Here is a 24,539-nt window from a genome sequence, read left to right on the forward strand (position 1 = left end):
GTCGATGCGTGCTCATGTCACACCCCAACTCGGTCGCTTGTTAGCTGATCGTCCGGTGAATGCTGGCTGGACGCCGAGGGCGGGCGCGGGTCGATGTCTGTGGAGTTGCTGCCTTGTGAGGGGGTGCAGTGCGTCGGCGCGGAGCCTGAAGGCGGGGAGTCTGGATGCGGGAAGCCGGAGGCGGGGAGTCTGATGGCGCGGAATCCGGAGGTGCGGAGTCTGGGTGCCGGCGTCTGGACGCGCGGAGCCTGAAGGTGCGGCGGAAACGCCCTTGACCCGGATGATTCGATGCGCGATCAAATCCTCCGCAGCGCGAGGCGCACCTTCGATGTGGGCACTGACGGGCCACGCCACGCCTCTCGGCGGGCATTGTCGCGACGGGCGGCGTGCTCGCAGCCTGGTTGGTGCCCAAGGTATCTCGGGCCACTGGATGCCAACGCTGCTCCTCAGCCGCTTTCGAGCAGGTCGAACAGCTCCGCGAGCGCCCGGCGCGGATCCTCCTGCGCGCTGGCGACTTTGGAACTTTCCAAGGCGAAGTGCGCCAGACCTGCGGCCGCGCGACCATCTCCGATTTGCCGCTCGCCGCCGCGATCGCGGACGTCAGTGCGGACTCGTGCCGCAGCAGGTCACCGACCGGCGGTGTCTGCTCCCCAGCCGTTTTCGAGCAGGTCGAACAGCTCCGCGAGCGCCCGCGGCGGATCCTCCTGCGCGCTGGCGAGTTTGGAGCTTTCCAGCGCGAAGTGCGCCAGACCTGCGGCCGCGAGATCACCCTCCGGTTTGCCGCTCGCCGCCGCGATCGCGGACGCGAGTGCGGACTCGTGCCGCAGCAGCATCTGGTGCGCGTACTCGCGCAGTGCTGGCGTCGAGTCGACGAGGCGATGGAAGGCGGCGATGCCGGGATCATCACTGCGCGTGGTGCGGGTTCGCATCAGATAGTCGCGCAGCGCGTGCATGACCGGTTGTCCCGAGGGCCGATCACGGACGGCCGCGACCAGGTCGGCCTCGATATCCGCGTCCAGATCGAAGACCAGTGATTCCTTGCTGGGGAAATGTTTGAACAGCGTGCTCAGTGATACGTCTGCCGCCTCGGCGACCTCCCGGACGCCGACATTGTCATAGCCGCGTTCGGTGAACAGCTGCAGCGCGGCGTCGGCCAGGGCCTGTCGCGTCTGGGCCTTCTTGCGCTCACGGCGTCCGGTCGTCGCGGTCATATCGGCGACTCTACCCCTATTAGGCTATCGGTACCAAAGTCGGAGCAGTTGTACTTTTGTAGCGACTGTGCTTTTCTGGATCGGTCGGCGGTCCGGATTGCCGATGACAAGCCCCGAAGGAGGTGAGCGGCCATGTCCGCAGAAATGACCGAAATGAGAACCGCGCCCACGCGATCGATCCGACCGGTGCTGGCCGGGGTGCTGCTGGCGATGCTGCTGGCAATGTTGGACAACGCGATCGTCGGCACCGCGATGCCGACGATCGTGCGTGAATTGGGCGGACTGTCCCAGGTCGCCTGGGTGGTGACCGCATACACCCTGCTATCGGCGATCTCGACGCCGGTATGGGCGAAACTCGGCGACCTGTACCGCCGAAAGACCGTATTCCTCAGCGCCATCGGCGTATTCCTGATCGGTTCCGTGCTGGCGGGCGCATCGTGGTCGATGTCGGCGCTGATCGGATTCCGCGCACTGCAGGGTCTCGGCGCGGGCGGCATCGCCGTCACCGCGTTCGCCATCATCGGCGCGCTGGTCCCGCCGCGCGAACGCGGAAAGTACCAGGGCATGACCGCCACCACGATGGCCGTCGGCACCATCGGCGGACCGCTGCTCGGCGGTGTGATCACCGACGGACTCGACTGGCGGTGGGCCTTTTACATCAATATCCCGCTGGGCCTGGTGGCCTTCGCCTGGTCGTGGTGGCGGCTCGAGCTTCCGGTCGCGCGCAGGAAGGTGACCATCGACTACGCGGGCATCCTCACGCTCGCTACCGCGATCGCCGCGCTGGTGCTGATCGCGACCTGGGGCGGTGTCGACTACGCCTGGCTCTCGGCCCGGATCATCGGACTCGCCGTGCTCGCGGTGGCCGCTCTTGCCGCCTTCCTCGTCATCGAGCGGCGAGCCGTCGATCCGGTGATTCCGCTGGGGATCTTCCGTACTCGCAATCTGCCCCTGGCCGCGCTGACGGCGCTGGTCGGTGGCGTGATCATGTTCGGATCGGTGCTGTATCTGCCGCTGTTCCAGCAGACCGTGCAGGGTGCCTCGGCGGCCAACTCCGGATTGCTGTTGCTGCCGATGATGATCCCCTTGCTCATCGTGTCCCAGCTCGTCGGCAAGCGGATGACCGCCACCGGAAAGTACAAGATCTTCTTCATTCTCGGCGGCGTGTTCCTCACCGCGGGTGCCGTACTACTGGCCACCGTCGATGCCGAAACCGGGTGGTTGGCAACGGGATTCGCGATGGCGCTGATGGGAGCCGGACTCGGCTTCTCGATGCAGCTGTCCACCGCCGTCGCGCAGAACAGCGTGGAGATATCGCATATCGGCGCGGCATCCGGCGCGGTCACCCTGTTCCGCACCCTCGGCGGATCAATCGGCGTCGCGGCCTTCGGATCCCTGTTCACCAGGGCCTTGCACGGACATGCGCCCGCTGACGGGCCCGGGTATCTGGACGCCTTCGCTGCTGGCGTCGGGCAGGTCTTCCTGGCCGCCTCGGTGATCTGTGCGCTCGGTTTCGTGATCGCTTGGTTCATCGAGGAAGTTCCGTTGCGCGGCAAGGCTTCTGAACCGGCTGCGCAAGGCGGGCCGGCGCAGGTTGGGTCGGAGAAGCAGACCGCGGCCTGATGCGGTGCGACGCCCGCTCGATCACACCGGGATCGGGCGGGCGTAGTGCTCGTCGGTTGCGGTGTGTGGGCGTAGTGTCCGTCGGGTGCGGTAGGGCGTCGTACCCGTCGGCTGCGGTGGCGCGTGTGCCACGGCGCGATCCCCGGTTGAAACCACTGTCGCCGGACCCCGCGCCCAGTGTCAGTCCGTGACGGCGTCCGGGTGGGTGTGCTCGAACAGTCGACGCATCATGTCCGACAAGGCGATTCGTTCGTCCCGGCTGAGCGGTGCGAGAATCTCCTCGCGCACTTGGCGGGCCTCCTTGTCGAGCGCCCGCAGCGCCGCCCGACCGGACCTGGTGATCCGCACCGACATGCGGCGGCGATCGGCGGGGTCGCGGGTGCGTTCCACCTGACCGGCGCCGGCCAGTTCATCGACGATCTTCGCCACATCGCTGGGGTGGATATCGAGTCGGATCCCGAGATCGCGCTGCACGTGCGGGCCGAAATCGGCCAGCGCGGCGAGTACGGCCATATGCCACAACCGAAGTCCGCGCGCCGCGAGCCGATCGGCGAATCTGCCGCGCGCGACCTTGCCGACACGTGACAGCAGGTAGGTGTCGAGCCCGAGCAGGCTCGGCGGCAGGGTCCGCGCGGATTCCATGCGACAAATTATAGGGCCAGTCCTACGATAGGTTCGCACCTACTAAATAGGAGATGTCGTGGACGCCCTGTACCCGAGACTGCTCGTCACCCGCTTCGCCGAATGCTTCGAGTTCTACCGCGCCGTCCTCCCGGAGCTGGTCGACGCGAAGCTGATCAAGGGCACCGCGGCGGGCCCGTACGCGAACTGGGATGTGGACGACCAGGCAGTGCTGGTGCTCTTCGACCGCGCTGCCATGGCCCAGGTCGCCGGCACCACCGACCTGCCGGTGACCACGGCACCCGCCCAAGACGCGGTGATGTTCGTGTGCCGGGTCGCCGATGTCGACGCGGGTGTCGCACTGTGCCTGCGCAACGGCGCGACGCTGGTCGCCGGGGCGGTGGATCGTCCGGAGTGGGGGCCGAAGCTGCGGACCGCGCATCTGCGCGATCCGGAAGGCACATTGATCGAACTCCAGTCCTACTGACCCTGCGGTGGGAGACTTTCTCCCGAAACACCTCGCCGCCCGGCGATGAATCCATGCTCCCTCGAACGTCTGCACCTGTGCAGGTACCCACACCGATCGGGAGGACCGTCATGCAGAAAATCGTCACCAATCTCTGGTATGACACCCAGGCCGAGGAGGCCGCCGAATTCTACTGTTCGCTATTCGAGGATTCGAAGATCACCAAGGTGCTGCCCTACGGCGAAGTCGGGCCACGCGAAGCCGGACTCACCATGCTCGTCGATTTCGAACTCAACGGCCAAAAGTTCACCGCGATCAACGGCGGCGGCGACTTCCGCTACACCCACGCCATGTCGCTGCTGGTCAACTGTGACAGCCAGGAGGAGATCGACCGGCTCTGGGCGGCGCTGCTGGCCGACGGCGGCCAGGAGATCGAATGCGGTTGGCTCAATGACAAATACGGCGTGCCATGGCAGATCTGGCCCGTGGCAGCCGATGCCCTGCTCGCGAGTAGCGATCGGGCGGCGGCGAACCGCGCCATGCAGGCCATGCTCGGGATGAAGAAGATCGACCTGCAGGGCATGCGCGAGGCCTACGACGGCAAGATCAGCTGATCTGCCAGGAGCCGACCTCGCGGTATCCGGAGTTGTAGATGGCCGAACCATCGCCCTCGATCAACTGGTAGTGCTTCACGTTGCCGCCCCAGTAGCGCAGGATGCGACCGAGCTCATCGGCGAGATCGGCAGGCGCTGGGACGCCCTCGGGCAGGACATCCAGGTCGACCTCCAGGGTGAATTTCACCTTGTCGAATCTACCGGCGCACGCTCGGCCATCCCGCGCTTCGCTGTATGTTCCTCCGATCGCCGGGCGGGATGCGGACGTGGAAAGGTATCGTCGGGCGGGAAAATTTCACACCCAACGGGGGCTCGCACCAGCGGGCTGAGAGGACGGCTAGCCCATTCGGGCGTTCAGGGCCGTCGACCGTATGAACCTGACCAGGTAATGCTGGCGTAGGGAGGAAAACGAATGGGCACAACTGCGTCCGCGGGTCGCTCCGCAGGCTCCGCTCCTGTCGACTCCGTGACCACCGGTCCGATCGAAGGCAGTGTCAAGCACTACCAACAGGTCGATGACCTGCGCATTCCGGTGCGTCGGATCAATCTGACCAATGGCGAGCACTTCGATGTCCATGACACCTCGGGCCCGTACACCGACGAGGCGGCGACCATCGACCTGGACGCGGGGCTGCCCAAGCTGCGCGACGGCTGGACCAAGCCCGAGGTCGAGGGTCCGCCGACCCAGCTGGCCTGGGCGCGGCAGGGCATCGTCACCCCCGAGATGCGCTTCATCGCCGCACGCGAGGGCGTGAGCGCCGAGTTCGTGCGCGATGAGGTCGCCGCCGGCCGGGCCGTCATCCCGGCCAACCACAAGCATCCGGAGCTGGAGCCGACCATTATCGGCAAGAAGTTCCTGGTGAAGATCAATGCCAATATCGGCAACTCGGCCGTCTCCTCCTCGATCGCGGAGGAGGTGGAGAAGATGGTGTGGGCCACCCGCTGGGGCGCGGACACCATTATGGATCTGTCCACCGGTAAGAACATCCACGAGACCCGCGAGTGGATTCTGCGCAATTCCCCGGTCCCGGTCGGCACCGTGCCGATCTATCAGGCGCTGGAGAAGGTGAACGGCGATCCGACCGCACTCACCTGGGAGATCTACCGCGACACCGTGATCGAGCAGTGCGAGCAGGGCGTCGACTATATGACCGTGCACGCCGGTGTGCTGCTGCGCTACGTGCCGCTGACCGCCAAGCGGGTCACCGGCATCGTCTCGCGCGGCGGATCCATCATGGCCGCATGGTGTTTGGCCCATCATCAGGAATCGTTCCTGTACACCAACTTCGCCGAACTCTGCGAGATCCTGGCACGCTACGACGTGACCTTCTCCCTCGGTGACGGTCTGCGTCCCGGGTCCATCGCCGATGCCAATGACGAGGCGCAGTTCGCCGAGCTGCGCACCCTGGGCGAGCTGACGAAGATCGCGAAATCCCATGGCGTGCAGGTGATGATCGAGGGTCCCGGGCACGTGCCGATGCACAAGATCGTGGAGAACGTGCGGCTGGAAGAGGAGTTGTGCGAGGAGGCGCCGTTCTACACCCTCGGCCCGCTCGCCACCGATATCGCGCCCGCCTACGACCACATCACCTCGGCCATCGGCGCCGCCATCATCGCCCAGGCCGGTACCGCGATGCTGTGCTACGTGACGCCCAAGGAACATCTGGGTCTGCCCAACCGGGACGACGTCAAGGTCGGCGTGATCACCTACAAGATCGCCGCCCACGCCGCCGACCTCGCCAAGGGCCACCCGCACGCCCAGGACCGGGACAACGAATTGTCCAAGGCGCGCTTCGAATTCCGCTGGCGCGACCAATTCGCGCTGTCCCTGGACCCGGATACCGCCCGCGAGTACCACGACGAGACCCTGCCCGCCGAACCCGCCAAGACCGCACACTTCTGCTCCATGTGCGGACCGAAGTTCTGCTCCATGCGCATTTCCGCGGACGTGCGGGAATACGCGGCGCGCCAAGGGCTTTCGGAGGTGGAGGCGATCGAGGCCGGTATGGCGGAGAAGTCCGCCGAGTTCGCCGATCACGGTGCGCAGGTGTACCTGCCCGTGGTCTCGTAGTTTCGCTCGCGGCGATGACCTCGCCGCACGTGAGCGGGCCCGATCCGAATGGTGCGGATCGGGCCCGACTTCCTCGTTCGCGCGGAGTTTGTCAGCGGTCGGTGCGAAGATGCCGGTTGTTCCAGGCCGAACAGATCGCCGACAGATTGGAGCCGTGATGGGCAAGGAGTTCCAGGTGACATACGACTGTGCCGATCCCGGTGCGCAGGCGATGTTCTGGGCGCAGGCATTGGGCTATCACCTGCAGCCGCCGCCCGAGGGGTTTCCGGATTGGACGACCGCATTGACCGCCTGGGGCGTACCGCCGGAGCATCACAACGACCGGTCGGCCATCCTCGATCCCGATGGTTCGGGGCCGCGGCTGTTCTTCCAGAAGGTGCCCGAACCGAAGACCGCGAAGAACCGGGTACACCTGGACATCCGTGCCGCGCCCGGTCTGACCGGCGACGAACGGATGGCCGCGTTGGAAGCCGAGGCAACCCGACTCGTCGCGATCGGCGCGACGCGGCTCGCCCGTATCGAGCCGGGCGGTTTGGACGCCGGCCACATCGTGCTCGCGGACCCGGAGGGCAATGAATTCTGCCTGGACTGAGGCACGAGCGCAGGGAGTGAGCTCGTCCCCGACCGGTCCGGTTCCGGTCGGGGACGAGCGGCGCCGGGTGGTCAGCGTTCGCGCGGGCCGATCGGGAATCCGAGCGCGCCGAAAGTGGCGTTCAGATTGATTTCGATCTGGGTCAGCAGGGCATTGAAATCGGCGAGCATCGAGACCACATTCTCGGTGCGACAGCCGAATTGATCCGGCGCATCGGGAGCCAGGCGTGACTTCAACCAGTTGAAGGTGTCGGCCATACCGAGCGACGGCAGGGTCAGATGCTCACTGAGATGGTCGCGTGTGTAGACGATCGATGCGCCGTCCGCACACCACTGCTGGTTCAGCCGATCGGTGGTCCGGATCGGGACGGCCTCATCGAATACGCCCTGGTAGATGAACAGCGGCGCGGTCGGGGTCTGCTTGCCGAGCACCGTCGCGTCGAAGACCGCGCGGATTTCCGGCAGTGCGAGATACTGCGCGATCGGAATCGTCAGTATCCGTTGGTAATCGGTGAACATCTGGGTCAGCGCATTGCGCGGCAGGCATTGCGAGTTGGTCCGGTGCATCAGCGCCCTGCCCTCCGGCGTCAGGTACTGATCGGTGACCTCGCGGAACTTCGGGTACGCCTGGTACAGCGAGGAGACGCCGATGCCGATCAGGCTGGCGAACATGGATCCATTGACATGCAGCAGGGATTCGACATCCGAGACCGGAGCACCGAGCGCCGCACCCTTGACATTCAGCTCCGGCGCATAGGTCGGCTGCCGCTGCGCGGCCCAGCCGGTGCCCATGCCGCCACCGGAATAACCCCACATCGCCACCGGCGTATTCGCGCCGTCCAGGCCGAGCGGTGCGAAGCGCTCGGCGGCGCGAATGCCGTCGAGGGTCATATATCCCGGCTCCTCGGCCACCGCGAGATGGCCGTCGAGCCCCTCGTAGTCGGGCACCGAGATGGCCCAGCCGCGGCTGATCAGCGCGGCGATCGCGATCAGCTCGCTCTGTGAGTGCATACCCTCGACGCCCGGAAGGCCGGCGCCCTGCCGCAAGACGAACGACGGCGCACAGTCGATGCTGGCGCTGTCGTAGTAGAACTGCAGCGAAACCAGCGGTCGCGAGCGGTTCGGGTCCGCGCCTGCGGGCAGGATCACCGTCGTGACAGCCGCCGTCGGCTGTCCGGACAGGTCGGTGGTGCGGTACAGCAACTGCCACGAGCGCACGCTCAGCGGCAGTACGGTCAGCACCGCCAGCTGGACCTCGCGCGAACGCAGGATCGTGCCGAGTTCCTGCGTCTCGAAGCCATCCGGTGGCTGATAGAACGAATCCTGTTGCGGCACAGGCACGGCGGCGGCGGGCGTGGCGGTGACGCCCCCGGCCAGCAGCGCGGTCGCCACCGCGACGGCCATCGATAGCGCCGCGGCGGCCGCGCGCACTCCGCGCCGATGTGCGCCGCAGGTCGGATCCCCATTGATCACTGCCACGTCTGTCCCTTCCTCATCGACGTGACAGCGATTACAACACGACATCCTGTTACCAACAAGAGGTCTTGTTGAAATGCTCCGGCTATGGTCGGTATATGACCCGCAGCAAATCCGCCGCGCGGCCCGATCCGACTTCGGCCCCGCGCCGTATCCGTGGCCTCGATGCCGAGCAGCGCAGCGCGCAACGGCGCAGCCAACTGCTCGACGCGGCCACCGAACTATTTGCCGAGCAAGGCTTTTCGGGAACCTCGATCGAACAGATCTGTCAGCGCGCCTTCGTCGGCACCAAGGGTTTCTACGATCATTTCGACAGCAAGGAAGCGTGCTACGCCGCGCTGCTCACCCATATCACCGAGCAGATTCAGCAGCGGGCCAGCGAGGCGGCCGCCGCATCCGCCGAACTGCCCTGGCCCGAGCGCGCCGAGGCCGTCATCGCCGCTTTCGTCCATGCGATCGCCGATGATCCCCGGCTGGCCAAGGTGACCTTCGGCGAGGCCGGCGGCATCTCACCCGCGGTGGAGAAGCAGCGCCGCGGCAACCGGCGCTGGGCGGCGGCCTTCCTGGACCGGCAGTGGTCCGGTGCGGCGTCATCGGATCCGGAGGTCCAGCGCAGGCGAATCGCATTGGCGCTGGCCACCATCGGCGGCATGTTCGAACTCGTCGCGGACTGGCTGCACCATCACGACGACGGTGGCGCTCCCGATATGCTCGATACCCTCACCGAAGATCTGAACCGGTTCATCGCCGTGATCGATGCCGGCATCCGGATCAACGCCACACACTGAGCCCACCTGATCCCCCGGCCACACGATCTAGGTACTTGCCGCATACCCATTGGCTACCTCGCATAGGCCGTAGAGGCTGTTGCCGAATACGCCGAACATGCGATTGTGCCGTCACACCGCCGTCACAGCGACAGACCAAATCACCTAGCGGCAGGCATGATTGCGCCTCAGCCGTCCACATAGGCACGTGATCTGCGTCACGGCCAAAAACCGCGCCAATTCGGCAACAGCCTCCGTACCGTGTGTGAGGTGGCCACGAGCTATGCGTCACTCGTTCTGCCCCCTTGGCCTCTCGCTGTCGGACGATCGTCGGATCGCGTCAGGGTGCGGTGTGGGTGTGCCAGATGCGACCGCGGACCTCGGCGAGGCCGATGCGATGCGAATGCGGCCCCGGGGCCGATGCGGTGATGACCACCTCGTCGCCATCTTCCAGGAAGGTGCGGTGCAGTCCGTTCACCGTGACGGGTTCGGTTCCACCCCAGGACAATTCGATGAACGAACCGCGCTGGTCCGATGCCGGTCCGGAGATGGTGCCCGAGGCGTAGAGATCGCCGGTGCGGGTGGCGGCGCCGTTCGCGGTGAGATGCGCCAGCATCTGCGCCGGTGACCAGTACATCCGGGCATACGGTGGGTGCGCGACGGTTTGGCCGTTCCAGCGCACGGCCAGATCGATATCGAATCCCCATGACTGGCTGCTGCGCAGATAGGGCAGCGGCTCGGGCACTTGCTCCGGCAGCGGTATGCGGGCCGCCTCCAATGCGGCCAGCGGGGTGACCCAGGCCGACAGCGACGTCGCGAAGGATTTGCCGAGGAACGGTCCGAGCGGCTGATACTCCCAGGCCTGGATATCGCGCGCGGACCAATCGTTCACCAGCGCAACGCCGAAGACGTGCTCGGCGAACTCGTCGACATCGATGGGGGTGCCGAGTTCGGAACCGACCCCGACCAGGAAGCCGAGCTCCGCCTCGATATCGAGACGCTGTGACGGTCCGAAATCCGGTGTGCCGGGGGGCGTTCGACGTTGACCGCGCGGGCGCACGATCTCGGTGCCGGAGACCACCACGGTGCCGGCGCGTCCGTGGTATCCCACCGGCAGATACCGCCAATTCGGTAGCAGCGGTTCGGAATCGGGACGGAACAGTCTGCCGAGGTTCGTCGCGTGGTCGATGCTGGCGTAGAAATCGACGTAATCGCCGATCTGTACCGGCAGCTTCGTCTGCACATCGTGCAGTAGATGCACGGTGGTCGTGGGCAATTCGGTATCGATCAGCTCGCGGATCCGGTTGCGCACCTCGCGCCAACGGCGCGGTCCCTGCGCCATGAAGGCATTGAGGTTCGGCTCGGCGAAGACCGGATCTTCCAGTGCCGCGGCCAGATCGATGACGTATTCGCCGATCCGGACGCCGACGCGAAAACCCGCACCTTCAGGTGCGAAGACGCCGTAGGGGAGATTGCGGGGGCCGAAGAGGTCGTCGTCGGCTACTTCGACGCGGGTCTTCATGCGGGCCCACGGCGCTGGTCCGCGTGCGCGTGCTGATCGGCTCGCCGGTGTCCGTCGGACTGTGGTCCGCGACCCGACCAGGTCCACGCATATTCCGGATCCTCGCAGGCCAGCGCGCCCTCACCGAGTTCGAGCGGCCGGAAGGTATCGACCATGACCGCGAGTTCATCGAAGAAGTCGATGCCGATACTGCGCTCGTACGCGCCCGGCTGCGGACCGTGCGCGTAGCCGCCGGGATGCACCGACACCGAACCCTGGCCGATGCCCGAACCCCTACGCGCCTCGTAGTTTCCGCCGCAGTAGAACATGATTTCGTCGCTGTCGACATTGGAGTGGTAGTACGGCACCGGAATCGACAGCGGGTGGTAGTCGACCTTGCGCGGTACGAAATTGCACACCACGAAGTTGATCCCCTCGAAGGCCTGATGAGCGGGCGGCGGCTGGTGCACCCGGCCGGTGAGCGGTTCGAAATCGGAGATATTGAAGGTGAGCGGATACAGACAGCCGTCCCAGCCGACCACATCGAAGGGATGGCTCGCGTAGATCATCCGAGTGCCGACCACGCGAGCGCCGGGACGGTGTTTCACCAGCACCTCGATATCGGTTCCGGTGGCGATCAACGGCTGCGACGGTCCGTGCAGATCGCGCTCGCAGTACGGCGAATGTTCGAGCAGCTGACCGAATTTCGATAGATAGCGCTTGGGTGGGGTGATATGGCCGGCCGCCTCGATGACATACGCGCGCAGCGGTTCCGGGCCACTCGGTAGCCAGCGGTGTGTGGTCGCCCGCGGAATCAGGACCTGGTCGCCCTGTCGGGCCGCAATGGTGCCGAAGACCGTTTCGACCACGGCGGCACCGGATTCCACGTACACCAGCTCATCGCCGATCGCATTGCGGTACAGCGGTGAGGCGCCCTTGGCCGCGACATAGGAGATCCGCACATCCGCATTCCCGAGCAGCAGCCGTCGGCCGGTGACCGGATCGGTTTCGGCCGGGGTATCGCCGGGGAACAGCTGGTGCAGCCGCAGATGGCGATGGCGCAGTGGATGATTCGGGGTCAGGGACTGGTCCGGCAACTCCCAGACCGTCGAGTCGACGATAGCGGGCGGCAGACCGCGGTGATACAGCAACGAGGAATCGCCGGAGAAGCCTTCCTCGCCCATCAGCTCTTCGTAATAGAGCTGTCCCTGGTCGTCTCGATGCTGCGTGTGTCGCTTCGGCGGCACCGCTCCCACCTGCCGATAGAACGCCATGACCGCACCTCCGGCTGGACCGCTGGATATGCCTCCATCGTAGTGCCCGATGGTGGGGCACAGGGCGAGATCGGTGGACATTTTGTTGGTCTAGCGCCGCCTTCTGCGGCATTCCGTCTAGCGATAGGGCCTACTGCTGAACAATTGTCGACCACCGTCGGGGCAGGTCGAGCGTGTGACGCAATCGGCGCCGTCTCGCTCAGGCGTGGCGCAGCGCGCGGTGGACGGCCGAGCCGACGAATGCCCCGAGGCTCTGCGGATCCCAGTCGCCCTCGCCCGTGAGCAGGGTGCGCACCGCGCCCTCGCCCGCGGACACCCACAGTTCCACCAGCACCGGCAGTTTGCGATCGGCGTCCGCGGTGCCCCACGCGCGCAGTGTCGGTCGCAGCAGTGTGGTGCAGCGCTCGATGGCGAGTTTGCGGCCGCGCCCGAATGAATCCGCAACGGCCGGATCGGGATTGCCGTACAGCAGCCGCCACGCATCGGGCCGATCGGCCGCCTTCTCCAGCAGCGCGCGGAAGCCGTCGATGAATACGGTCTCACCCGCGTCGACATCGCGCGGCGGCAGCACCTCGAGCAGTCCGCCGATGAGAAAGCTCTCCTCGCGCTGGATCAGCGCCTCGATCAGTTCGACGCGATCCGGAAAGCAGGCGTACACCACGGGCCGGGTCACATTCATCCGCTCGGCGATCGCGGCCATGGTGACCGCCGCGATGCCGTGTTCGACGGCGATCGCCAGTGCGGTGTCGAGCACCTGGGGCCGGCGACGCTCGGGGCCCAGATGCTGTGCCCGCTGCCGTGGCCGCACCGCCGTCTCGCTACCCATGTGCATCAAGATATCAGCGTTGTACCGTGGGTTCGCGCTGGTCCCGAGCCTGAAGGTCATATTCCTACATCGACGAACAATAATGCTACAGTCGCGAATGAAGCCGTCCGGGCCGGACAGGGCGGCTAGTCGCCCGGCCGAGGAGTCATCGATGCCCGAAACTCTGTTCAACCCGAAGACCTGCGAATTCGCCGAATTCGACGCGCAGACCCGCAGACTGTTGCGTGCCACCGTCGACTGGTTCGAAGCCAAGGGCAAGGCGGCACTGAAGCACGATGACCGGGAGCGGATCTGGTACGCCGACTTCCTCGATTTCGTGAAACGCGAGCGCGTGTTCGCCACCTTCCTCACCCCCGCGGCCGAGGCGAACGGCGATCCGAACAAGCGCTGGGACACCGGCCGGATCGCGATGATGAGCAAGATCCTCGGCTTCTACGGCATGTCCTACTGGTATGTCTGGCAGGTCACCATTCTCGGGCTCGGCCCGATCTGGCAGAGCGAGAACAAGGCCGCCAAACAAAGGGCCGCCGCGCTGCTGGACTCCGGTGAAATCTTCGCCTTCGGCCTGTCCGAGAAGGAGCACGGCGCCGACGTCTACTCCACAGATATGGTGCTCACGCCCAACAGTGGCGGCGGCTATACCGCCTCCGGCGGCAAGCATTACATCGGCAACGGCAATCTGGCGGGCATGGTGTCGGTATTCGGTCGGCGTGCGGACAAGCCGATCATCGATAGCGCGAAGGCACTGGAAAGCAAACCGACGCAGGAGGATTACGAGGGGTATCTGTTCTTCGTCGCGGACAGCAAGCACGAGAACTACAAGTTGCGCCGCAATGTCGTCGACAGCCAGATGTATGTGGCCGCCTTCGATCTGGAGCGGTATCCGGTCGCTGAGGAAGACATCCTGCACCGCGGTGAGAACGCCTTCCACGCGGCCATGAATACCGTGAACGTCGGCAAGTTCAATCTCGGATTCGGTGCGGTCGGCGCCTGTGAACACGCCTTCTACGAGGCGATCACCCACGCCGAGAACCGAATCCTGTTCGGGCACCGGGTAACCGAATTCCCGCAGGTGCGCTCGCTGCTGACCGATTCGTACGCACGGTTGCTCGCAATGCGGCTCTACAGCGAGCGAGCCATCGATTATCTGCGGTGCGCGTCCCCGGATGACCGTCGCTACCTGCTGTTCAACGCGATCGAGAAGATGACCGTGACCCGGCAGGGCCAGCGCATCATCGAGGATCTCGCGGATGTGATCGCGGCCCGCGGCTTCGAGAACGATATGTACTTCCCGATGGCGATGCTCGGACTGTTCGGGCTGCCGCGGCTCGAAGGTACCGTGCACGTGAATATGGCGCTGTCGCTGAAGTTCATGGCCAACTACATGTTCCATCCGGCCGATGCCGGATTGGCCGCACTGCGTTATCTTCCCGGCGCCGGTATCGCGCCGAAGGGGACGGTGCGCGCGGTTTCCGGTGCGCTCAGCTGGTCGAGTCGCAAGCTCACCCCGCACGCCGGTGCCGTGGTGCGCAAGCTGCGCACCGAATTGGCCGGTGCCAGTTACGATCCCGTGCCGACCCGGCGCGACGGCGCCGATGACGAATTCCTGTTCCGGCAGGGCCCGAGCAGCGGACTCGGCCGAATTCGCTTCCGCGACTGGCGACCGGTCTTCGAGAAGTTCGCCCATGTGCCGAATGTCGCCCTGTTCCTGGAGCAGGCCCTCGCCTTCCAAACCCTGCTCGCCGCCGCCTCCCCGACCCCCGCCCAGCAGCGCGACGTCGAGTTCCTCTTCGCCCTCGGCGAGCTCTTCACCGCAGTGCCCTACGCCCAACTGATCCTCGAACAGGCCGAGATCGAAGGTACGAGCACGGCCGTACTGGACCAGATCTTCGACGTCTTCGTCCGCGAATTCTCCAAAAACGCCCTAACCCTGCACACCAAGCCCGCCGCCACCAAGGCCCAACAAACCCGCGCCCTCGATCTGCTCTGCCGCCCGATCGCCGACCAGACCCGCTTCGATCAGGTGCTCGCTCAGGCCCGCGCGCATGCCGGTGAGTACGAGATGAACCCGTAGTTCGCGTTACGGCCGCTCCAGGGCATCCGTCAGCTGACGGCATCCGCCAGCTGACGACACGAATTGTTGTCGGAGAGCGACTCGCCGCTCCGACAGCGATATTCTGGCGTCGTATCGCGTTTGATCTCCGCTGATCCGTCGCGCCCCCATATCGTTAGGACATGACCGCCGTGCATGAGTCGCTCATGACGACCGAGGAGTTCGAGGAACTCGCTCGGGCGGCGGATCATATCGCTGAGGGAGTGCGACTCGAGTTCATCAACGGACGGTTGGGGGTCAAAGCAGTGCCGGACGGCGACCATGGTTGCATCATCGAGTGGTTGATCCGGGCCTGCCTACTTTTGCGACCCGACTTGTGGCTGTTCCAAGAGCAGGGGCTGAAGGTCGAGGCCTATCGATCCGGAAGGGCTAGGCCGGACGGCGCATTGGCACCGAGTGGCGTATTCGCCGGACAGCCAGAATGGGCTGATCCGAGTCCTGTGGTGATGGTGGTTGAAGTGACTTCGCACGATCAGGACACTGAACTCCGGGATCGACAGGAGAAGCCAAAAGCCTATGCGAGCACCGGCATACCGATCTACTTGCTGATCGACCGCGACTTGTGCGTGGTAGTGGTTCACAGTGAGCCCGTCGACGGCTGTTACAAGCGCGCGGAGACCGTGTCATTCGGCGCAATGGTGAGCCTCCCGAAGCCGCTCGATATCAAGTTGGACACCGAACCGCTGAAGGACTGGGTGCGCTGATCATGCGCTCCACCTCGCCGAATGACGACGGGTAACCAGTGGAGACCGCATATCTGATCGGTCACCGGCCAATGCCCGTCACCTGGAGCGGTCTATCGGACAGCTTCGGGCCGGAGATATCGCGTGCGATGACCTCGTGGAATCCGGCGACGACTCCTAGTCGGTGAATTCGGCGATTACCGGGGCATGGTCGCTGGCGCCCTTACCTTTTCGTTCCTCGCGGTCGACCAGGGCGTCCTTGGCACGGGCGGCCAGGGCGGGCGAGCCGAGGATGAAATCGATGCGCATGCCTTCTTTTCGGGGGAAGCGCAGTTGGGTGTAGTCCCAGTAGGTGTAGACGCCGGGGCCGGGGGCGAAGGGGCGCATGATGTCGGCAAAGCCGGTTTCGACAACGGCGTTGAAGGCGTCGCGCTCGGGCTGCGAGGTGTGGGTCTTATCGGCGAAGTATTCGACGGACCAGACATCGTCGTCGGTCGGTGCGATATTCCAGTCGCCGACCAGGGCGATCTGGGCCTCCGGATTGTCGGCGAGCCATTGGGCGCCGTTATCGCGCAGGGCGGCAAGCCATTCCAGCTTATAGGTGTAATGCGGATCGTCGAGGGTGCGGCCATTCGGGACGTAGAGACTCCACACTCGGACGCCACCGCAGGTCGCCCCGAGTGCGCGCGATTCCACGATCGGGGCGCTGATCAGCGATTCGCCCGCGTCCTTGTCGAAGCCGGGCTGATTCGAGAAGGCGTCGGCCACATCGTCCAAGCCGATGCGGGAGGCGATGGCCACGCCGTTCCACTGGTTCAGCCCGATATGGGCGACCTCGTAGCCGAGTTCGTCGAAGCGCTCGAACGGGAACTGGTCGTCACGGCATTTGGTCTCCTGCATCGCGAGCACATCGATGTCCTGGCGGTCGAGGAAGTCCGCGACCCGGTCGAGGCGGGAGCGGATCGAATTGACGTTCCAGGTCGCGAGACGCACGGATGCCTTCCTTCACAATGGGTGATAGCTCTGTTCTACCCCAGGCCCTGTGCCTCAGCACCACTGGTTCAGCGAAGGCTGTGCGGCGTGGCATAGCGGTAGGAGTGGTGGTCGAGAAAACCCAGTTCGTGGTACATCGCTATGGCCACGGTGTTCTCGGCCTCGACCTGAAGGTAGGCGTGGGTGGCGCCGCGGTCGGCACCCCAGCGGATCAGCTCCGCGCACACCAGCGACCCCAGTCCGTGTCTGCGGTGTTCGGCCGCCACCGCGACGCAGGTCAGACCGATCCAGTGGCGGCCGTCCGGCGCGGTGGTGAGCGCGCCGCGGCCGATCGCGATGGGGCGGGGCAGGCCGAGCGAGGCGAATCCGACCTCGCCGTCGTGCACCGCCGTCAATACTTCGACCACCGGCGGTGTGGAAACCGCCTGTGTCGCAGGGTGTTCGCCGCCATGGCGGTGCATCGATAGCCACGCGTCATCGGGCGCGGGTGCGATGCGCACCATCGGCGGGCCCTGTGGCAGTACGAAATTCTCGATATCGATGGCGAGCAGCCGGGTCTCCCGCCGACTGCGCCAGCCGGGCGGCAGTGGGGCGAGTCGATCGGGCAGCGCCAGTTGCACCGGCAGTCCGTGCGCGGTGTACCACTCGCCGATCCGCTGCAGGGTATCCGCGCCGAGCGCCGCCGGCCCGTCCGAACTCCCCAGCGGTACAGCGGAATTGGCGCGATTGGTGTATCCGTGCCCGGCGCGCAACAGCCAACCGTCGATCCAGGCCTGCTCGATGCCGGGCCAGCCGTACGCCGCGGCGGCCTCCAGCGCGCGAATCTCCCTGGTGCGAATCGGCCTGGGCCCCAACGCTTTCATCGCCACCACCCGATCCGGGGCAATCGCGACGACCTGTCCGTCGGCGCCGCGCACCGTCGGCGGATCCAGGGAGACCAATTCGCCGATCACATCGGTGAGCGGCTGTGGATAACCCGCTGGCAACCGATACCGCAGTACAACGCGCCGCCCCAGTTGGATATCGGGCAATGGCGAACCACCCCGTCGGCCCGCCTCGTCCGGTCGCTGCGCGGGCTCCGCTCCCGCCCCGTCCGGTCGCTGCGCGGGCTCCGCTCCCGCCCCGTCCGGTCGCTGCGCGGGCTCCGCTCCCGCCCCGTCCGGTCGCCGCGTAGGCTCCGCTCCCGCCCCGTCCGGTCGCCGCGCAGGCTCCGCTCCCGCCCCGTCCGGTCGCCGCGCAGGCTCCGCTCCCGCTGGATCAGTCATCGTGCCCGAACGGATCGGGCACAGTACCGGGAATCCAGCTGAGTCCCGGTGTGCCCCAACCGTTGCGCTTGATCGCCTTCTTCGCCGCGCGGGCGTTGCGGCCGAGCAGCACATCCACATAGAGATAGCCGTCGAGATGTCCGACCTCGTGCTGCAGCATGCGGGCGAAGAAACCCTTGCCCTCGATATCGACCGGATTGCCCTGCTCATCGGTTCCGGTGACGCGCGCCCAGTCGGCGCGGCCGGTGGGGAACTGCTCGCCGGGCACCGATAGGCAGCCTTCGTCGTTATCGTCGGGATCCGGCATGGTCTCCGGAATCTCCGAGGTCTCCAGCACCGGGTTGATCACCGCACCCTTGCGCCGCACGGTCGCACCCTTCGCATCGACGTCGGGGCAGTCGTAGATGAACAGCCGCAGCGGCACGCCCACCTGGTTGGCGGCCAGCCCGACGCCATTGGCGGCATCGAGCGTTTCGTACATATCCGCGATCAGCTCGGCCAGCTCCTCCGGCGTCTGGGTGACCGGTTCGGTCGGATTGTGCAGTACGGGATCACCGACGATCACGATGGGGAGGATTGCCATGGCGCCAATTATTGCCGATGGCGTTCGCGAGCCCGACAACGCGTCGTTGCGACTCGCTACCGGCCGGTAGGGAACACGCCGTCACTGAGGTGGGGCAATCCCTCGGGCCCGTGGTTCAATGTTCCGCGACGTATAAGCATCATTTTTCGTCTGGTGGTTCTTACTCGGCGAGGGAGCAAGATGGACGGCGCAGCGGCTCGGAATCTTTCCGCGATCCAGGGCGGCCCTTCTGCGAGCGAGGATGTCACGGCCACACAGGTCGGCGATGGCAGTGACGGTCTCAGCCGTCGCGAGCACGACATTCTGGCCTTCGAACGGCAATGGTGGAAGTACGCCGGTGCCAAGGAAGAGGCCATTCGTGAGCTGTTCGGCATGTCGCCGACCAGGTACTACCAGGTGCTCAACGCGGTGGTGGACCGGCCGGAGGCACTGGCTGCCGATCCCATGCTGGTGAAGCGGCTGCGCCGACTGCGGGCGAGCAGGCAGAAGGCGCGAGCCGCCCGGAGGCTCGGCTTCCAGGTATGACGCGCCGCCGTAAAAGCGGGCACCGCGCAACGACCATGGGACCCGGTTTGCGGATAGGGTCTTTTACGTGAGCTACTCGAATCCCACCTCCGGCGGGCCGCCGTTGCGCGCGCTGGCGATGGTGTTGATCGCGCTGGCCATCGTGTTCGCCGGGCTCGGCGCGATGTCGTTATCGAGTTCGGACTCCGATACCTCGGGGTCGGGTGAATCCTCGACCGCGGCAATGGGTCAGACCACCGCGACCACGAGTCAGGCCGCCGCAACCACGGCGGTCGCGACGACCACCCCGGTGGCCTCGACCACAAAACCGGCCGCTACGTCATCGACCACAACGCCGACGACGACCGCGTCGACCACAACGGCGAATCGCGCGGTGCCGGTACACGTTCTGAACAACAGCACGGTCGCCGGATTGGCCGCGCGCACGGCGAGTGAGCTCACCGCCAACGGCTGGACGGTCGCCGAGGTCGGCAACTATCCCGGCCCGAATATTACGAATACGACTGTGTACTACGGCAATAGCCCCGGTGAGAAAGAAGCCGCACTGGCCATTGCCGACGAACTGGGCGCGACCGCCGCGCCCCGAGCGGCAGGTTCGGGTTCGGGTGTCACTGTGGTTGTCACGGGCAACTGAGGTGTGCCGCGGTGCGAGCGGCGGGCCTGCCGGCCTAGCCGAGCGTGACCACGGAGGTCCCGGGAGCGTCGCGAAATGAATACCGCCTCGCCGCGACACGGCCCTGTCACGGTACGACACGGCGGGCGTGGCATCATCTTGTCCGGTAACGAACGTGTCCACCCAGCTTTACTCGTAAACTCGGTACTCGTAAAGGAGTTCCCCCGATGGCCCCGTACACATCTCGTCGCCCGTCCTGGCGGACTGTGACCCCGGTGCTCGCTGTCGCGGTCTTCGGCCTCGCGGCCTGCTCGAACAGTCAGGAGTCGAGCGAAGTCAAGGGAACAACGCCCCCGGTGTGGACGGGTGCGTCCGCCCCGCCCGCCAACGAGTTCGGCACCGAAACGGGCGCGCCGAACGCGAACCCCGGGGTGAAGGTCGACCTGAAGGACGCCGCCGGCGCCTCGGTCGCGGTCGCGAATATCACCAAGGACGGTAACCACCTGCAGGTCAGCATCGAGGCGCACGGACTGCGTCCGGGCTTCCATGGCCTGCACATCCACCAGGTCGGCAAGTGCGAGCCGAATTCGGTCGCACCCACCGGCGGTCCCGCGGGTGATTTCCTCTCCGCCGGTGGCCACCTGCAGGTCGGCAGCGCCAACGCGCATCCGGCCAGCGGCGATCTGACCTCGCTGGAGGTCCGTGCGGACGGTTCGGCCAAGCTGGTCACCACCACCGATGCGGTGACCCTGGACGACATCAAGGGCAAGGCCCTGATGATCCACGCCGACGCCGATAACTTCGGCAATATCCCCAACCGTTATGTCCGCGCCGACGGTGTCGCCGGTCCGGACGAGACCACTCTTGCGACCGGCGACGCGGGCGGCCGCGTCGCTTGCGGCGTCATCCAGTAGCAAGGTTCACCGATATGGCCGGGACAGCAATCGCGCGGGTTCCCTTCCAGGGCTCACCCCGGCCAACTATCGGTATCGAATGGGAGATCGCGCTGGTCGACAAGGTGACCCGCGATCTGTCGAATACCGCTGCGGCCGTATTCGATTCGCTCGGCGAGCTGCGCGCCTACGATGGCACACCGCAGGTCACCAAGGAATTGCTGCGCAATACGGTCGAACTCGTCACCGGTGTGCACAACTCGGTCGGCGAGGCGGTCGATGATCTGCACGGCACCATGGATACCGTGCGCCGCGCCGCAGATCCGCTCGGCGTCGATCTGTTCTGTGCGGGCACCCATCCGTTCGCCCAGTGGTCGGCCCAACAGCTCACGCGCTCAGCGCATTACGACGAGCTGATCGATCGCACCCAGTGGTGGGGGCGCCAGATGATGATCTGGGGCGTGCACGTGCACGTCGGAGTCTCGCACCGCGAGAAGGTCTTTCCGATTCTGAACTCGCTGCTGCTGTCGTATCCGCATCTGCTGTCACTGTCGGCATCCTCGCCGATGTGGGCCGGTGCGGATACCGGTTACGCGAGCAACCGGACGTTGATGTTCCAGCAGCTGCCGACCGCCGGTCTGCCGTTCCAATTCGAAAACTGGACGCAGTTCGAGCATTTCGTGCACGACCAGATGAAGACCGGGGTCTTCGAGCAGCTCGGCGGCATGCACTGGGATATCCGGCCAGCGCCGAAATGGGGCACCATCGAGGTGCGGGTCTGCGATGGGATTTCGACCCGCGCGGAGCTGGCGGCCATGGCCGCGCTGATCCACTGCCTGATCGTCGACCTCGATCAGCGCCTCGAGAGCGGTGAAGCGCTGCCGTCCATTCCGCCGTGGCATGTCCAGGAGAACAAGTGGCGGGCCGCCCGCTACGGCCTGGACGCGATCATCATTGTCGATGACGACAGCAATGAGCGATTGGTCACCGACGATCTGACGGATCTGCTGCACCGGCTGGAGCCGACGGCCAAACGGCTGGGATGTGCGGACGAACTCGCGCTGGTGGCGGAGATCCCGCAGCGCGGCGCGTCCTATCAGCGGCAGCGCAAAGTGGCCGCCAGCACACAGGGCGATCTGGTCGCGGTGGTCGATGCCCTGGTCAAGGAGCTGGACCAGTAGCGTCGCCGGGGCGAACGGTCTGCTGACGTTCAGCTGGCCAGGGGGATGGCGTTCATCCCCCGTTTACTATGGTCGATGTGCTTGTCGAAGATCCGGGTCAACGCGTAGCGATCGCTCGCAAAGTGCTCGAAATGGACAGCCGTGGCAGCCGCATCGAGCGGGTGCGCGCGCTACGCTCGCGGATCTGGATGGTGGCCGCCGTCGCGGCGGTGCCACTGCTGCTCATCGCCCTGCAGCTGGGTTCGATCGGGCACGATTTCGAGGGTCCGCTCGGGAGTCTGTGGCACGACTACGTCGGCACGCCCAAGTCCATGTCGGTGCCGTGGGCCGGACTGGTGTTGGCCCTGGTCGGAATCTCCCAGCGCCGCAGGATGATCGCGGTCGGCATCGCCGCCGGTATCGACGCGGTGTGGGCGAGTATTCGACTGCTCAGCGGTGCATCGTTCGCCATCGGCAATGGTCCGACCATTGTGCTGACCGGTCTGGCGCTGGTCGCGGTATTCCGCTGGCGCGGGGTCGAGCGCCGCAATGCGCTGCACGCCGCCGCCCTGGGCGCACTGCTGGTCCTGGCCACCAAGGTCGGTGATGTGTGGCTGCACATTACGGTGGTCAGCCGTCCACAGGTCTACGACGTCTATGTGGCGCTCGCCGACCACGCGCTCGGCGATCCGTCGTGGGTGATGGGCCGGGTGGTGGATGCACTCGGACCGGCCGTCTACGCGGTACTGCACTGGGTCTATATCGAACTACCGGTCGCGGCGATCGTCGTCGCGGTGTGGCAGCTGCGCCGGGTGGTTTCGACCGGTCGATGGCCGACTCACTATCTCGTGCGCACCTTCCTGGTGCTCGGACTGCTCGGCCCGGTCATCTATGTGATCTTCCCGGTGGTCGGCCCGATGTTCGCCTTCGGCGCGGACGGCCACGGCCTGCAGGTCGGTAACTTCTGGCCCGGTGTCATCCCACCGGTCGACCGCAATCCGGCGACAATGCCTTTCGACGCCTACACACCGCGCAACTGCATGCCCTCCATGCACACCGCGTGGGCGCTGTCGGTCTTCGTGCACACCCGCCGCGACACCGATGGCTCGCGCGCCCCGCTGTGGTTGCGCTGCCTCGGCGCGTTCTGGCTGCTCGCGACGTTGACCGCGACCCTCGGCTTCGGCTACCACTACGGCGTCGACCTGGTCGCGGGCGCGGTGCTGTGCCTGACCGTCGAATCCGTGCTGCGCGATCCCGAACGCGGCTGGGGCTGGTTCCGCGTGCGACTGGTCCTGTTCGGCGCGGCGATTCTCGGCGCACTGCTGCTCGCCTTCCGCTATCTTGCGGTCTCGATGGCCGAATATCCGGTGCTCGCCGGGACGGCCGTACTCGCGTTGTTGGCCGCCATGGCCGCCGCGTTCCATGCGACATGGTTCGCCGTGGTGCCGGTGGACGCACCCGAGGAGCGGATTCCGGTCCGATCCTGAGGCGGCTCAGCGGGTGTCGTCGCGCGGTTCATTGACGCGCAGCAGCCCGTCACGGTAGCGCTGTTCCCGGTAGGCCGTGCGACCGATCAAATGGGCGATGACCGGGGCGGTGAGCAGGGTGAACAGGCCGACCAGCACCAGCAGCCCGATATTGCCGTGGCCGCGCAGTTGGATCGCCGTACCTGCCAGCACCAGGATCAGGCCGATGACCTGGGGTTTGGTGGCGGCATGCATACGGGAGAGGGTGTCGGGGAAGCGCACGATGCCGATGGCCGCGGTCAGTGCGAGCGTCGCGCCGGTCAGGATGAGGGCTCCGGCGGCCAAGTGCCACAGGTTCATACGTCATCCCTGACCCGGAATCGGGAGACCGCGGCCGAGCCGAGGAAGCCGACCAGGGCCAGCGCCACGATCGCGGGCACGACCGTGGTGTCATCGCTGTAGGCGGCCCAGACCGCGAGTCCGGAGGCGGCGATGGCCACCAGCGAGTCGATGCCGACGACCCGGTCCAGGGTGTTCGGTCCGGCGAGAATGCGGTAGCTGACGAGTACGGCCGCGGCCATCAGCATGATGCCCGCCACAATGGCGACAACGGTCACGATTCCACCTCCGGATCGGAACTCCCCGTGGCCGAACGCCATTCGGCGGGGCGCTCGAACGACGAGATGAGCAGCCGTTCCAGCCGCCGGGTGGTCCGGTAGAACGTGTCGACCGCCGCTTCGCTGCTCACATCCAGAACATGCACGTAGATGACACAGCGCTGACGGTCGATCTCCAGCACCATCGTCCCGGGAATCAGATTGAGCACGTCGGCGCACAACACCAGCACCAGATCCGAGCGCATACTCAAATTCACCCGCAGCACACCGGAAACCGGCGGTGGCGCCGGACGCACCGCGAACCAGGCCACCTGCAGACTCGATTCCAGCGCGTAATACGCACTGACAACGATCAATTCGACCAGCGACAGCGGATGCAGCCGCCCGGATACCGGGACCCGGGGTAGCGGCAAGGTCAGCATGATCAGTGCACCGACCCCGAGTCCGGCCAATACATTGCCGACACTGAGATCGCCCCAGAGCGTCAACCACACGATGGTCAGCCACAGCAGCACGCCGATGCGTACCGCCGTCGCCCGGCTGGGGAGCAACCGCGCCACGCCGGTACTCATGCCCGCACCACGCAA

26 protein-coding genes are annotated in these 24,539 nt (G+C 65.9%); 13 read left to right on the plus strand and 13 right to left on the minus strand.

Translation table 11 applies throughout. The features are described from left to right. Positions 1 to 626: 626 nt before the first annotated feature. On the minus strand, positions 627 to 1,211 hold the full coding sequence (locus tag ACQP0C_RS03685) for a TetR/AcrR family transcriptional regulator (RefSeq protein ID WP_433730538.1): 585 nt from the start codon (positions 1,209 to 1,211) through the stop codon (positions 627 to 629). Positions 1,212 to 1,343: 132 nt separating this feature from the next. Here ACQP0C_RS03685 and ACQP0C_RS03690 point away from each other — a divergent pair, with 132 nt between their 5' ends. Continuing rightward, a complete protein-coding gene (locus tag ACQP0C_RS03690; protein WP_433730540.1) occupies positions 1,344 to 2,834 on the plus strand; it encodes an MDR family MFS transporter in 1,491 nt (496 codons plus the stop codon). Positions 2,835 to 3,014: 180 nt separating this feature from the next. Here the strand turns inward: ACQP0C_RS03690 and ACQP0C_RS03695 are convergent, their stop codons facing one another. After that, entirely contained in the window at positions 3,015 to 3,476 is a 462-nt protein-coding gene (locus tag ACQP0C_RS03695) for a MarR family winged helix-turn-helix transcriptional regulator (RefSeq protein ID WP_433730542.1), read from the minus strand. Positions 3,477 to 3,534: 58 nt separating this feature from the next. Here ACQP0C_RS03695 and ACQP0C_RS03700 point away from each other — a divergent pair, with 58 nt between their 5' ends. Further along, the gene (locus ACQP0C_RS03700) at positions 3,535 to 3,942 is read left to right on the plus strand and encodes a VOC family protein (RefSeq protein WP_433730544.1); all 408 of its coding nucleotides are present in this window, start codon (positions 3,535 to 3,537) and stop codon (positions 3,940 to 3,942) included. Positions 3,943 to 4,052: 110 nt separating this feature from the next. After that, complete coding sequence (locus ACQP0C_RS03705) at positions 4,053 to 4,535, plus strand: VOC family protein (RefSeq protein ID WP_433730546.1); 483 nt, start codon at positions 4,053 to 4,055, stop codon at positions 4,533 to 4,535. On the opposite strand, the gene ACQP0C_RS03710 is transcribed toward ACQP0C_RS03705, so the two are convergent. Beyond that, positions 4,528 to 4,722, minus strand: coding sequence for a hypothetical protein (locus tag ACQP0C_RS03710; protein WP_355179192.1), 195 nt, complete (start codon positions 4,720 to 4,722; stop codon positions 4,528 to 4,530). The genes ACQP0C_RS03705 and ACQP0C_RS03710 overlap by 8 nt on opposite strands. Positions 4,723 to 4,947: 225 nt before the next feature. On the opposite strand from ACQP0C_RS03710, the gene thiC reads away from it, so the two are divergent. Together thiC and ACQP0C_RS03720 are read left to right on the plus strand one after the other, a co-directional pair. Then, entirely contained in the window at positions 4,948 to 6,606 is a 1,659-nt protein-coding gene (gene thiC / locus ACQP0C_RS03715) for a phosphomethylpyrimidine synthase ThiC (protein ID WP_433730548.1), read from the plus strand. A gap of 157 nt (positions 6,607 to 6,763) precedes the next feature. Then, positions 6,764 to 7,198 carry a VOC family protein gene (locus tag ACQP0C_RS03720; protein ID WP_433730550.1) on the plus strand — a complete coding sequence of 145 codons (435 nt, stop codon included), beginning with the start codon at positions 6,764 to 6,766 and terminating at the stop codon, positions 7,196 to 7,198. A gap of 71 nt (positions 7,199 to 7,269) precedes the next feature. Here ACQP0C_RS03720 and ACQP0C_RS03725 read toward each other — a convergent pair whose 3' ends face one another. Beyond that, a complete protein-coding gene (locus ACQP0C_RS03725) occupies positions 7,270 to 8,676 on the minus strand; it encodes a lipase family protein (RefSeq protein WP_433730552.1) in 1,407 nt (468 codons plus the stop codon). A 95-nt stretch (positions 8,677 to 8,771) separates the two neighbouring features. Here ACQP0C_RS03725 and ACQP0C_RS03730 point away from each other — a divergent pair, with 95 nt between their 5' ends. Continuing rightward, positions 8,772 to 9,461 carry a TetR/AcrR family transcriptional regulator gene (locus tag ACQP0C_RS03730; RefSeq protein WP_433730554.1) on the plus strand — a complete coding sequence of 230 codons (690 nt, stop codon included), beginning with the start codon at positions 8,772 to 8,774 and terminating at the stop codon, positions 9,459 to 9,461. A gap of 319 nt (positions 9,462 to 9,780) precedes the next feature. On the opposite strand, the gene fahA is transcribed toward ACQP0C_RS03730, so the two are convergent. The 3 genes from fahA to ACQP0C_RS03745 form a co-directional block, all read right to left on the minus strand. Next, complete coding sequence (gene fahA, locus ACQP0C_RS03735; protein WP_433730556.1) at positions 9,781 to 10,962, minus strand: fumarylacetoacetase; 1,182 nt, start codon at positions 10,960 to 10,962, stop codon at positions 9,781 to 9,783. Then, the gene (locus ACQP0C_RS03740) at positions 10,959 to 12,215 is read right to left on the minus strand and encodes a homogentisate 1,2-dioxygenase (protein WP_433734424.1); all 1,257 of its coding nucleotides are present in this window, start codon (positions 12,213 to 12,215) and stop codon (positions 10,959 to 10,961) included. Before ACQP0C_RS03740 ends, fahA begins: the two co-directional genes overlap by 4 nt. Before the next feature lie 199 nt (positions 12,216 to 12,414). Beyond that, positions 12,415 to 13,041 (minus strand): TetR/AcrR family transcriptional regulator, encoded by a 627-nt coding sequence (locus ACQP0C_RS03745; RefSeq protein WP_433730558.1) that lies wholly within the window; start codon positions 13,039 to 13,041, stop codon positions 12,415 to 12,417. A gap of 151 nt (positions 13,042 to 13,192) precedes the next feature. Here ACQP0C_RS03745 and ACQP0C_RS03750 point away from each other — a divergent pair, with 151 nt between their 5' ends. Continuing rightward, positions 13,193 to 15,115 (plus strand): acyl-CoA dehydrogenase, encoded by a 1,923-nt coding sequence (locus tag ACQP0C_RS03750; protein WP_433730560.1) that lies wholly within the window; start codon positions 13,193 to 13,195, stop codon positions 15,113 to 15,115. A 161-nt stretch (positions 15,116 to 15,276) separates the two neighbouring features. Further along, positions 15,277 to 15,858 carry a Uma2 family endonuclease gene (locus ACQP0C_RS03755; protein WP_433730562.1) on the plus strand — a complete coding sequence of 194 codons (582 nt, stop codon included), beginning with the start codon at positions 15,277 to 15,279 and terminating at the stop codon, positions 15,856 to 15,858. A gap of 156 nt (positions 15,859 to 16,014) precedes the next feature. On the opposite strand, the gene ACQP0C_RS03760 is transcribed toward ACQP0C_RS03755, so the two are convergent. The 3 genes from ACQP0C_RS03760 to ACQP0C_RS03770 form a co-directional block, all read right to left on the minus strand. Beyond that, positions 16,015 to 16,830 carry an exodeoxyribonuclease III gene (locus ACQP0C_RS03760; RefSeq protein ID WP_433730564.1) on the minus strand — a complete coding sequence of 272 codons (816 nt, stop codon included), beginning with the start codon at positions 16,828 to 16,830 and terminating at the stop codon, positions 16,015 to 16,017. Between the two features lie 68 nt (positions 16,831 to 16,898). After that, a complete protein-coding gene (locus tag ACQP0C_RS03765; RefSeq protein WP_433730566.1) occupies positions 16,899 to 17,861 on the minus strand; it encodes an N-acetylglutamate synthase, CG3035 family in 963 nt (320 codons plus the stop codon). Positions 17,862 to 18,087: 226 nt separating this feature from the next. Next, entirely contained in the window at positions 18,088 to 18,678 is a 591-nt protein-coding gene (locus tag ACQP0C_RS03770) for a peptide deformylase (RefSeq protein WP_433730568.1), read from the minus strand. A gap of 180 nt (positions 18,679 to 18,858) precedes the next feature. Here ACQP0C_RS03770 and ACQP0C_RS03775 point away from each other — a divergent pair, with 180 nt between their 5' ends. From ACQP0C_RS03775 to ACQP0C_RS03795, 5 genes are all read left to right on the plus strand, one after another. Next, positions 18,859 to 19,203: a DUF3263 domain-containing protein gene (locus ACQP0C_RS03775; RefSeq protein WP_433730570.1), complete on the plus strand. Its 345-nt coding sequence runs from the start codon at positions 18,859 to 18,861 to the stop codon at positions 19,201 to 19,203. Between the two features lie 67 nt (positions 19,204 to 19,270). Continuing rightward, entirely contained in the window at positions 19,271 to 19,837 is a 567-nt protein-coding gene (locus ACQP0C_RS03780) for a LytR C-terminal domain-containing protein (RefSeq protein WP_433730572.1), read from the plus strand. A 206-nt stretch (positions 19,838 to 20,043) separates the two neighbouring features. Continuing rightward, complete coding sequence (gene sodC, locus ACQP0C_RS03785; protein ID WP_433730574.1) at positions 20,044 to 20,730, plus strand: superoxide dismutase[Cu-Zn]; 687 nt, start codon at positions 20,044 to 20,046, stop codon at positions 20,728 to 20,730. A gap of 14 nt (positions 20,731 to 20,744) precedes the next feature. Beyond that, complete coding sequence (locus tag ACQP0C_RS03790) at positions 20,745 to 21,890, plus strand: glutamate--cysteine ligase (protein ID WP_433730576.1); 1,146 nt, start codon at positions 20,745 to 20,747, stop codon at positions 21,888 to 21,890. A 131-nt stretch (positions 21,891 to 22,021) separates the two neighbouring features. After that, positions 22,022 to 23,356, plus strand: coding sequence for a DUF5933 domain-containing protein (locus ACQP0C_RS03795; RefSeq protein WP_433730578.1), 1,335 nt, complete (start codon positions 22,022 to 22,024; stop codon positions 23,354 to 23,356). A gap of 6 nt (positions 23,357 to 23,362) precedes the next feature. Here the strand turns inward: ACQP0C_RS03795 and mnhG are convergent, their stop codons facing one another. Genes mnhG through ACQP0C_RS03810 form a run of 3 tightly spaced genes read right to left on the minus strand, consistent with a single transcriptional unit; the run spans position 23,363 to position 24,524 of the window. Continuing rightward, positions 23,363 to 23,695: a monovalent cation/H(+) antiporter subunit G gene (gene mnhG / locus ACQP0C_RS03800; RefSeq protein WP_433730580.1), complete on the minus strand. Its 333-nt coding sequence runs from the start codon at positions 23,693 to 23,695 to the stop codon at positions 23,363 to 23,365. Then, positions 23,692 to 23,952 carry a monovalent cation/H+ antiporter complex subunit F gene (locus tag ACQP0C_RS03805; RefSeq protein ID WP_433730582.1) on the minus strand — a complete coding sequence of 87 codons (261 nt, stop codon included), beginning with the start codon at positions 23,950 to 23,952 and terminating at the stop codon, positions 23,692 to 23,694. Before ACQP0C_RS03805 ends, mnhG begins: the two co-directional genes overlap by 4 nt. Further along, positions 23,949 to 24,524, minus strand: a complete 576-nt coding sequence (locus tag ACQP0C_RS03810) for a Na+/H+ antiporter subunit E (RefSeq protein ID WP_433730584.1) — start codon at positions 24,522 to 24,524, stop codon at positions 23,949 to 23,951. Before ACQP0C_RS03810 ends, ACQP0C_RS03805 begins: the two co-directional genes overlap by 4 nt. Between the last annotated feature and the right edge of the window lie 15 nt (positions 24,525 to 24,539).

It is taken from the genome of Nocardia sp. CA-129566, assembly GCF_050956075.1.
Classification (GTDB): Bacteria; Actinomycetota; Actinomycetes; order Mycobacteriales; family Mycobacteriaceae; genus Nocardia.

Bases quoted from the DNA above. Each gene is read 5' to 3' on its own strand.
- ACQP0C_RS03755 (WP_433730562.1), top strand. From the start codon at position 15,277: ATGACCGCCGTGCATGAGTCGCTCATGACGACCGAGGAGTTCGAGGAA.
- ACQP0C_RS03750 (WP_433730560.1), top strand. From the start codon at position 13,193: ATGCCCGAAACTCTGTTCAACCCGAAGACCTGCGAATTCGCCGAATTC.
- ACQP0C_RS03685 (WP_433730538.1), bottom strand. From the start codon at position 1,211: ATGACCGCGACGACCGGACGCCGTGAGCGCAAGAAGGCCCAGACGCGA.
- ACQP0C_RS03705 (WP_433730546.1), top strand. From the start codon at position 4,053: ATGCAGAAAATCGTCACCAATCTCTGGTATGACACCCAGGCCGAGGAG.
- ACQP0C_RS03740 (WP_433734424.1), bottom strand. From the start codon at position 12,215: ATGGCGTTCTATCGGCAGGTGGGAGCGGTGCCGCCGAAGCGACACACG.
- ACQP0C_RS03730 (WP_433730554.1), top strand. From the start codon at position 8,772: ATGACCCGCAGCAAATCCGCCGCGCGGCCCGATCCGACTTCGGCCCCG.
- ACQP0C_RS03690 (WP_433730540.1), top strand. From the start codon at position 1,344: ATGTCCGCAGAAATGACCGAAATGAGAACCGCGCCCACGCGATCGATC.
- fahA (WP_433730556.1), bottom strand. From the start codon at position 10,962: ATGAAGACCCGCGTCGAAGTAGCCGACGACGACCTCTTCGGCCCCCGC.
- ACQP0C_RS03695 (WP_433730542.1), bottom strand. From the start codon at position 3,476: ATGGAATCCGCGCGGACCCTGCCGCCGAGCCTGCTCGGGCTCGACACC.
- thiC (WP_433730548.1), top strand. From the start codon at position 4,948: ATGGGCACAACTGCGTCCGCGGGTCGCTCCGCAGGCTCCGCTCCTGTC.
- ACQP0C_RS03770 (WP_433730568.1), bottom strand. From the start codon at position 18,678: ATGGCAATCCTCCCCATCGTGATCGTCGGTGATCCCGTACTGCACAAT.
- sodC (WP_433730574.1), top strand. From the start codon at position 20,044: ATGGCCCCGTACACATCTCGTCGCCCGTCCTGGCGGACTGTGACCCCG.
- ACQP0C_RS03745 (WP_433730558.1), bottom strand. From the start codon at position 13,041: ATGGGTAGCGAGACGGCGGTGCGGCCACGGCAGCGGGCACAGCATCTG.
- ACQP0C_RS03775 (WP_433730570.1), top strand. From the start codon at position 18,859: ATGGACGGCGCAGCGGCTCGGAATCTTTCCGCGATCCAGGGCGGCCCT.
- ACQP0C_RS03810 (WP_433730584.1), bottom strand. From the start codon at position 24,524: ATGAGTACCGGCGTGGCGCGGTTGCTCCCCAGCCGGGCGACGGCGGTA.
- mnhG (WP_433730580.1), bottom strand. From the start codon at position 23,695: ATGAACCTGTGGCACTTGGCCGCCGGAGCCCTCATCCTGACCGGCGCG.
- ACQP0C_RS03790 (WP_433730576.1), top strand. From the start codon at position 20,745: ATGGCCGGGACAGCAATCGCGCGGGTTCCCTTCCAGGGCTCACCCCGG.
- ACQP0C_RS03720 (WP_433730550.1), top strand. From the start codon at position 6,764: ATGGGCAAGGAGTTCCAGGTGACATACGACTGTGCCGATCCCGGTGCG.
- ACQP0C_RS03795 (WP_433730578.1), top strand. From the start codon at position 22,022: ATGGACAGCCGTGGCAGCCGCATCGAGCGGGTGCGCGCGCTACGCTCG.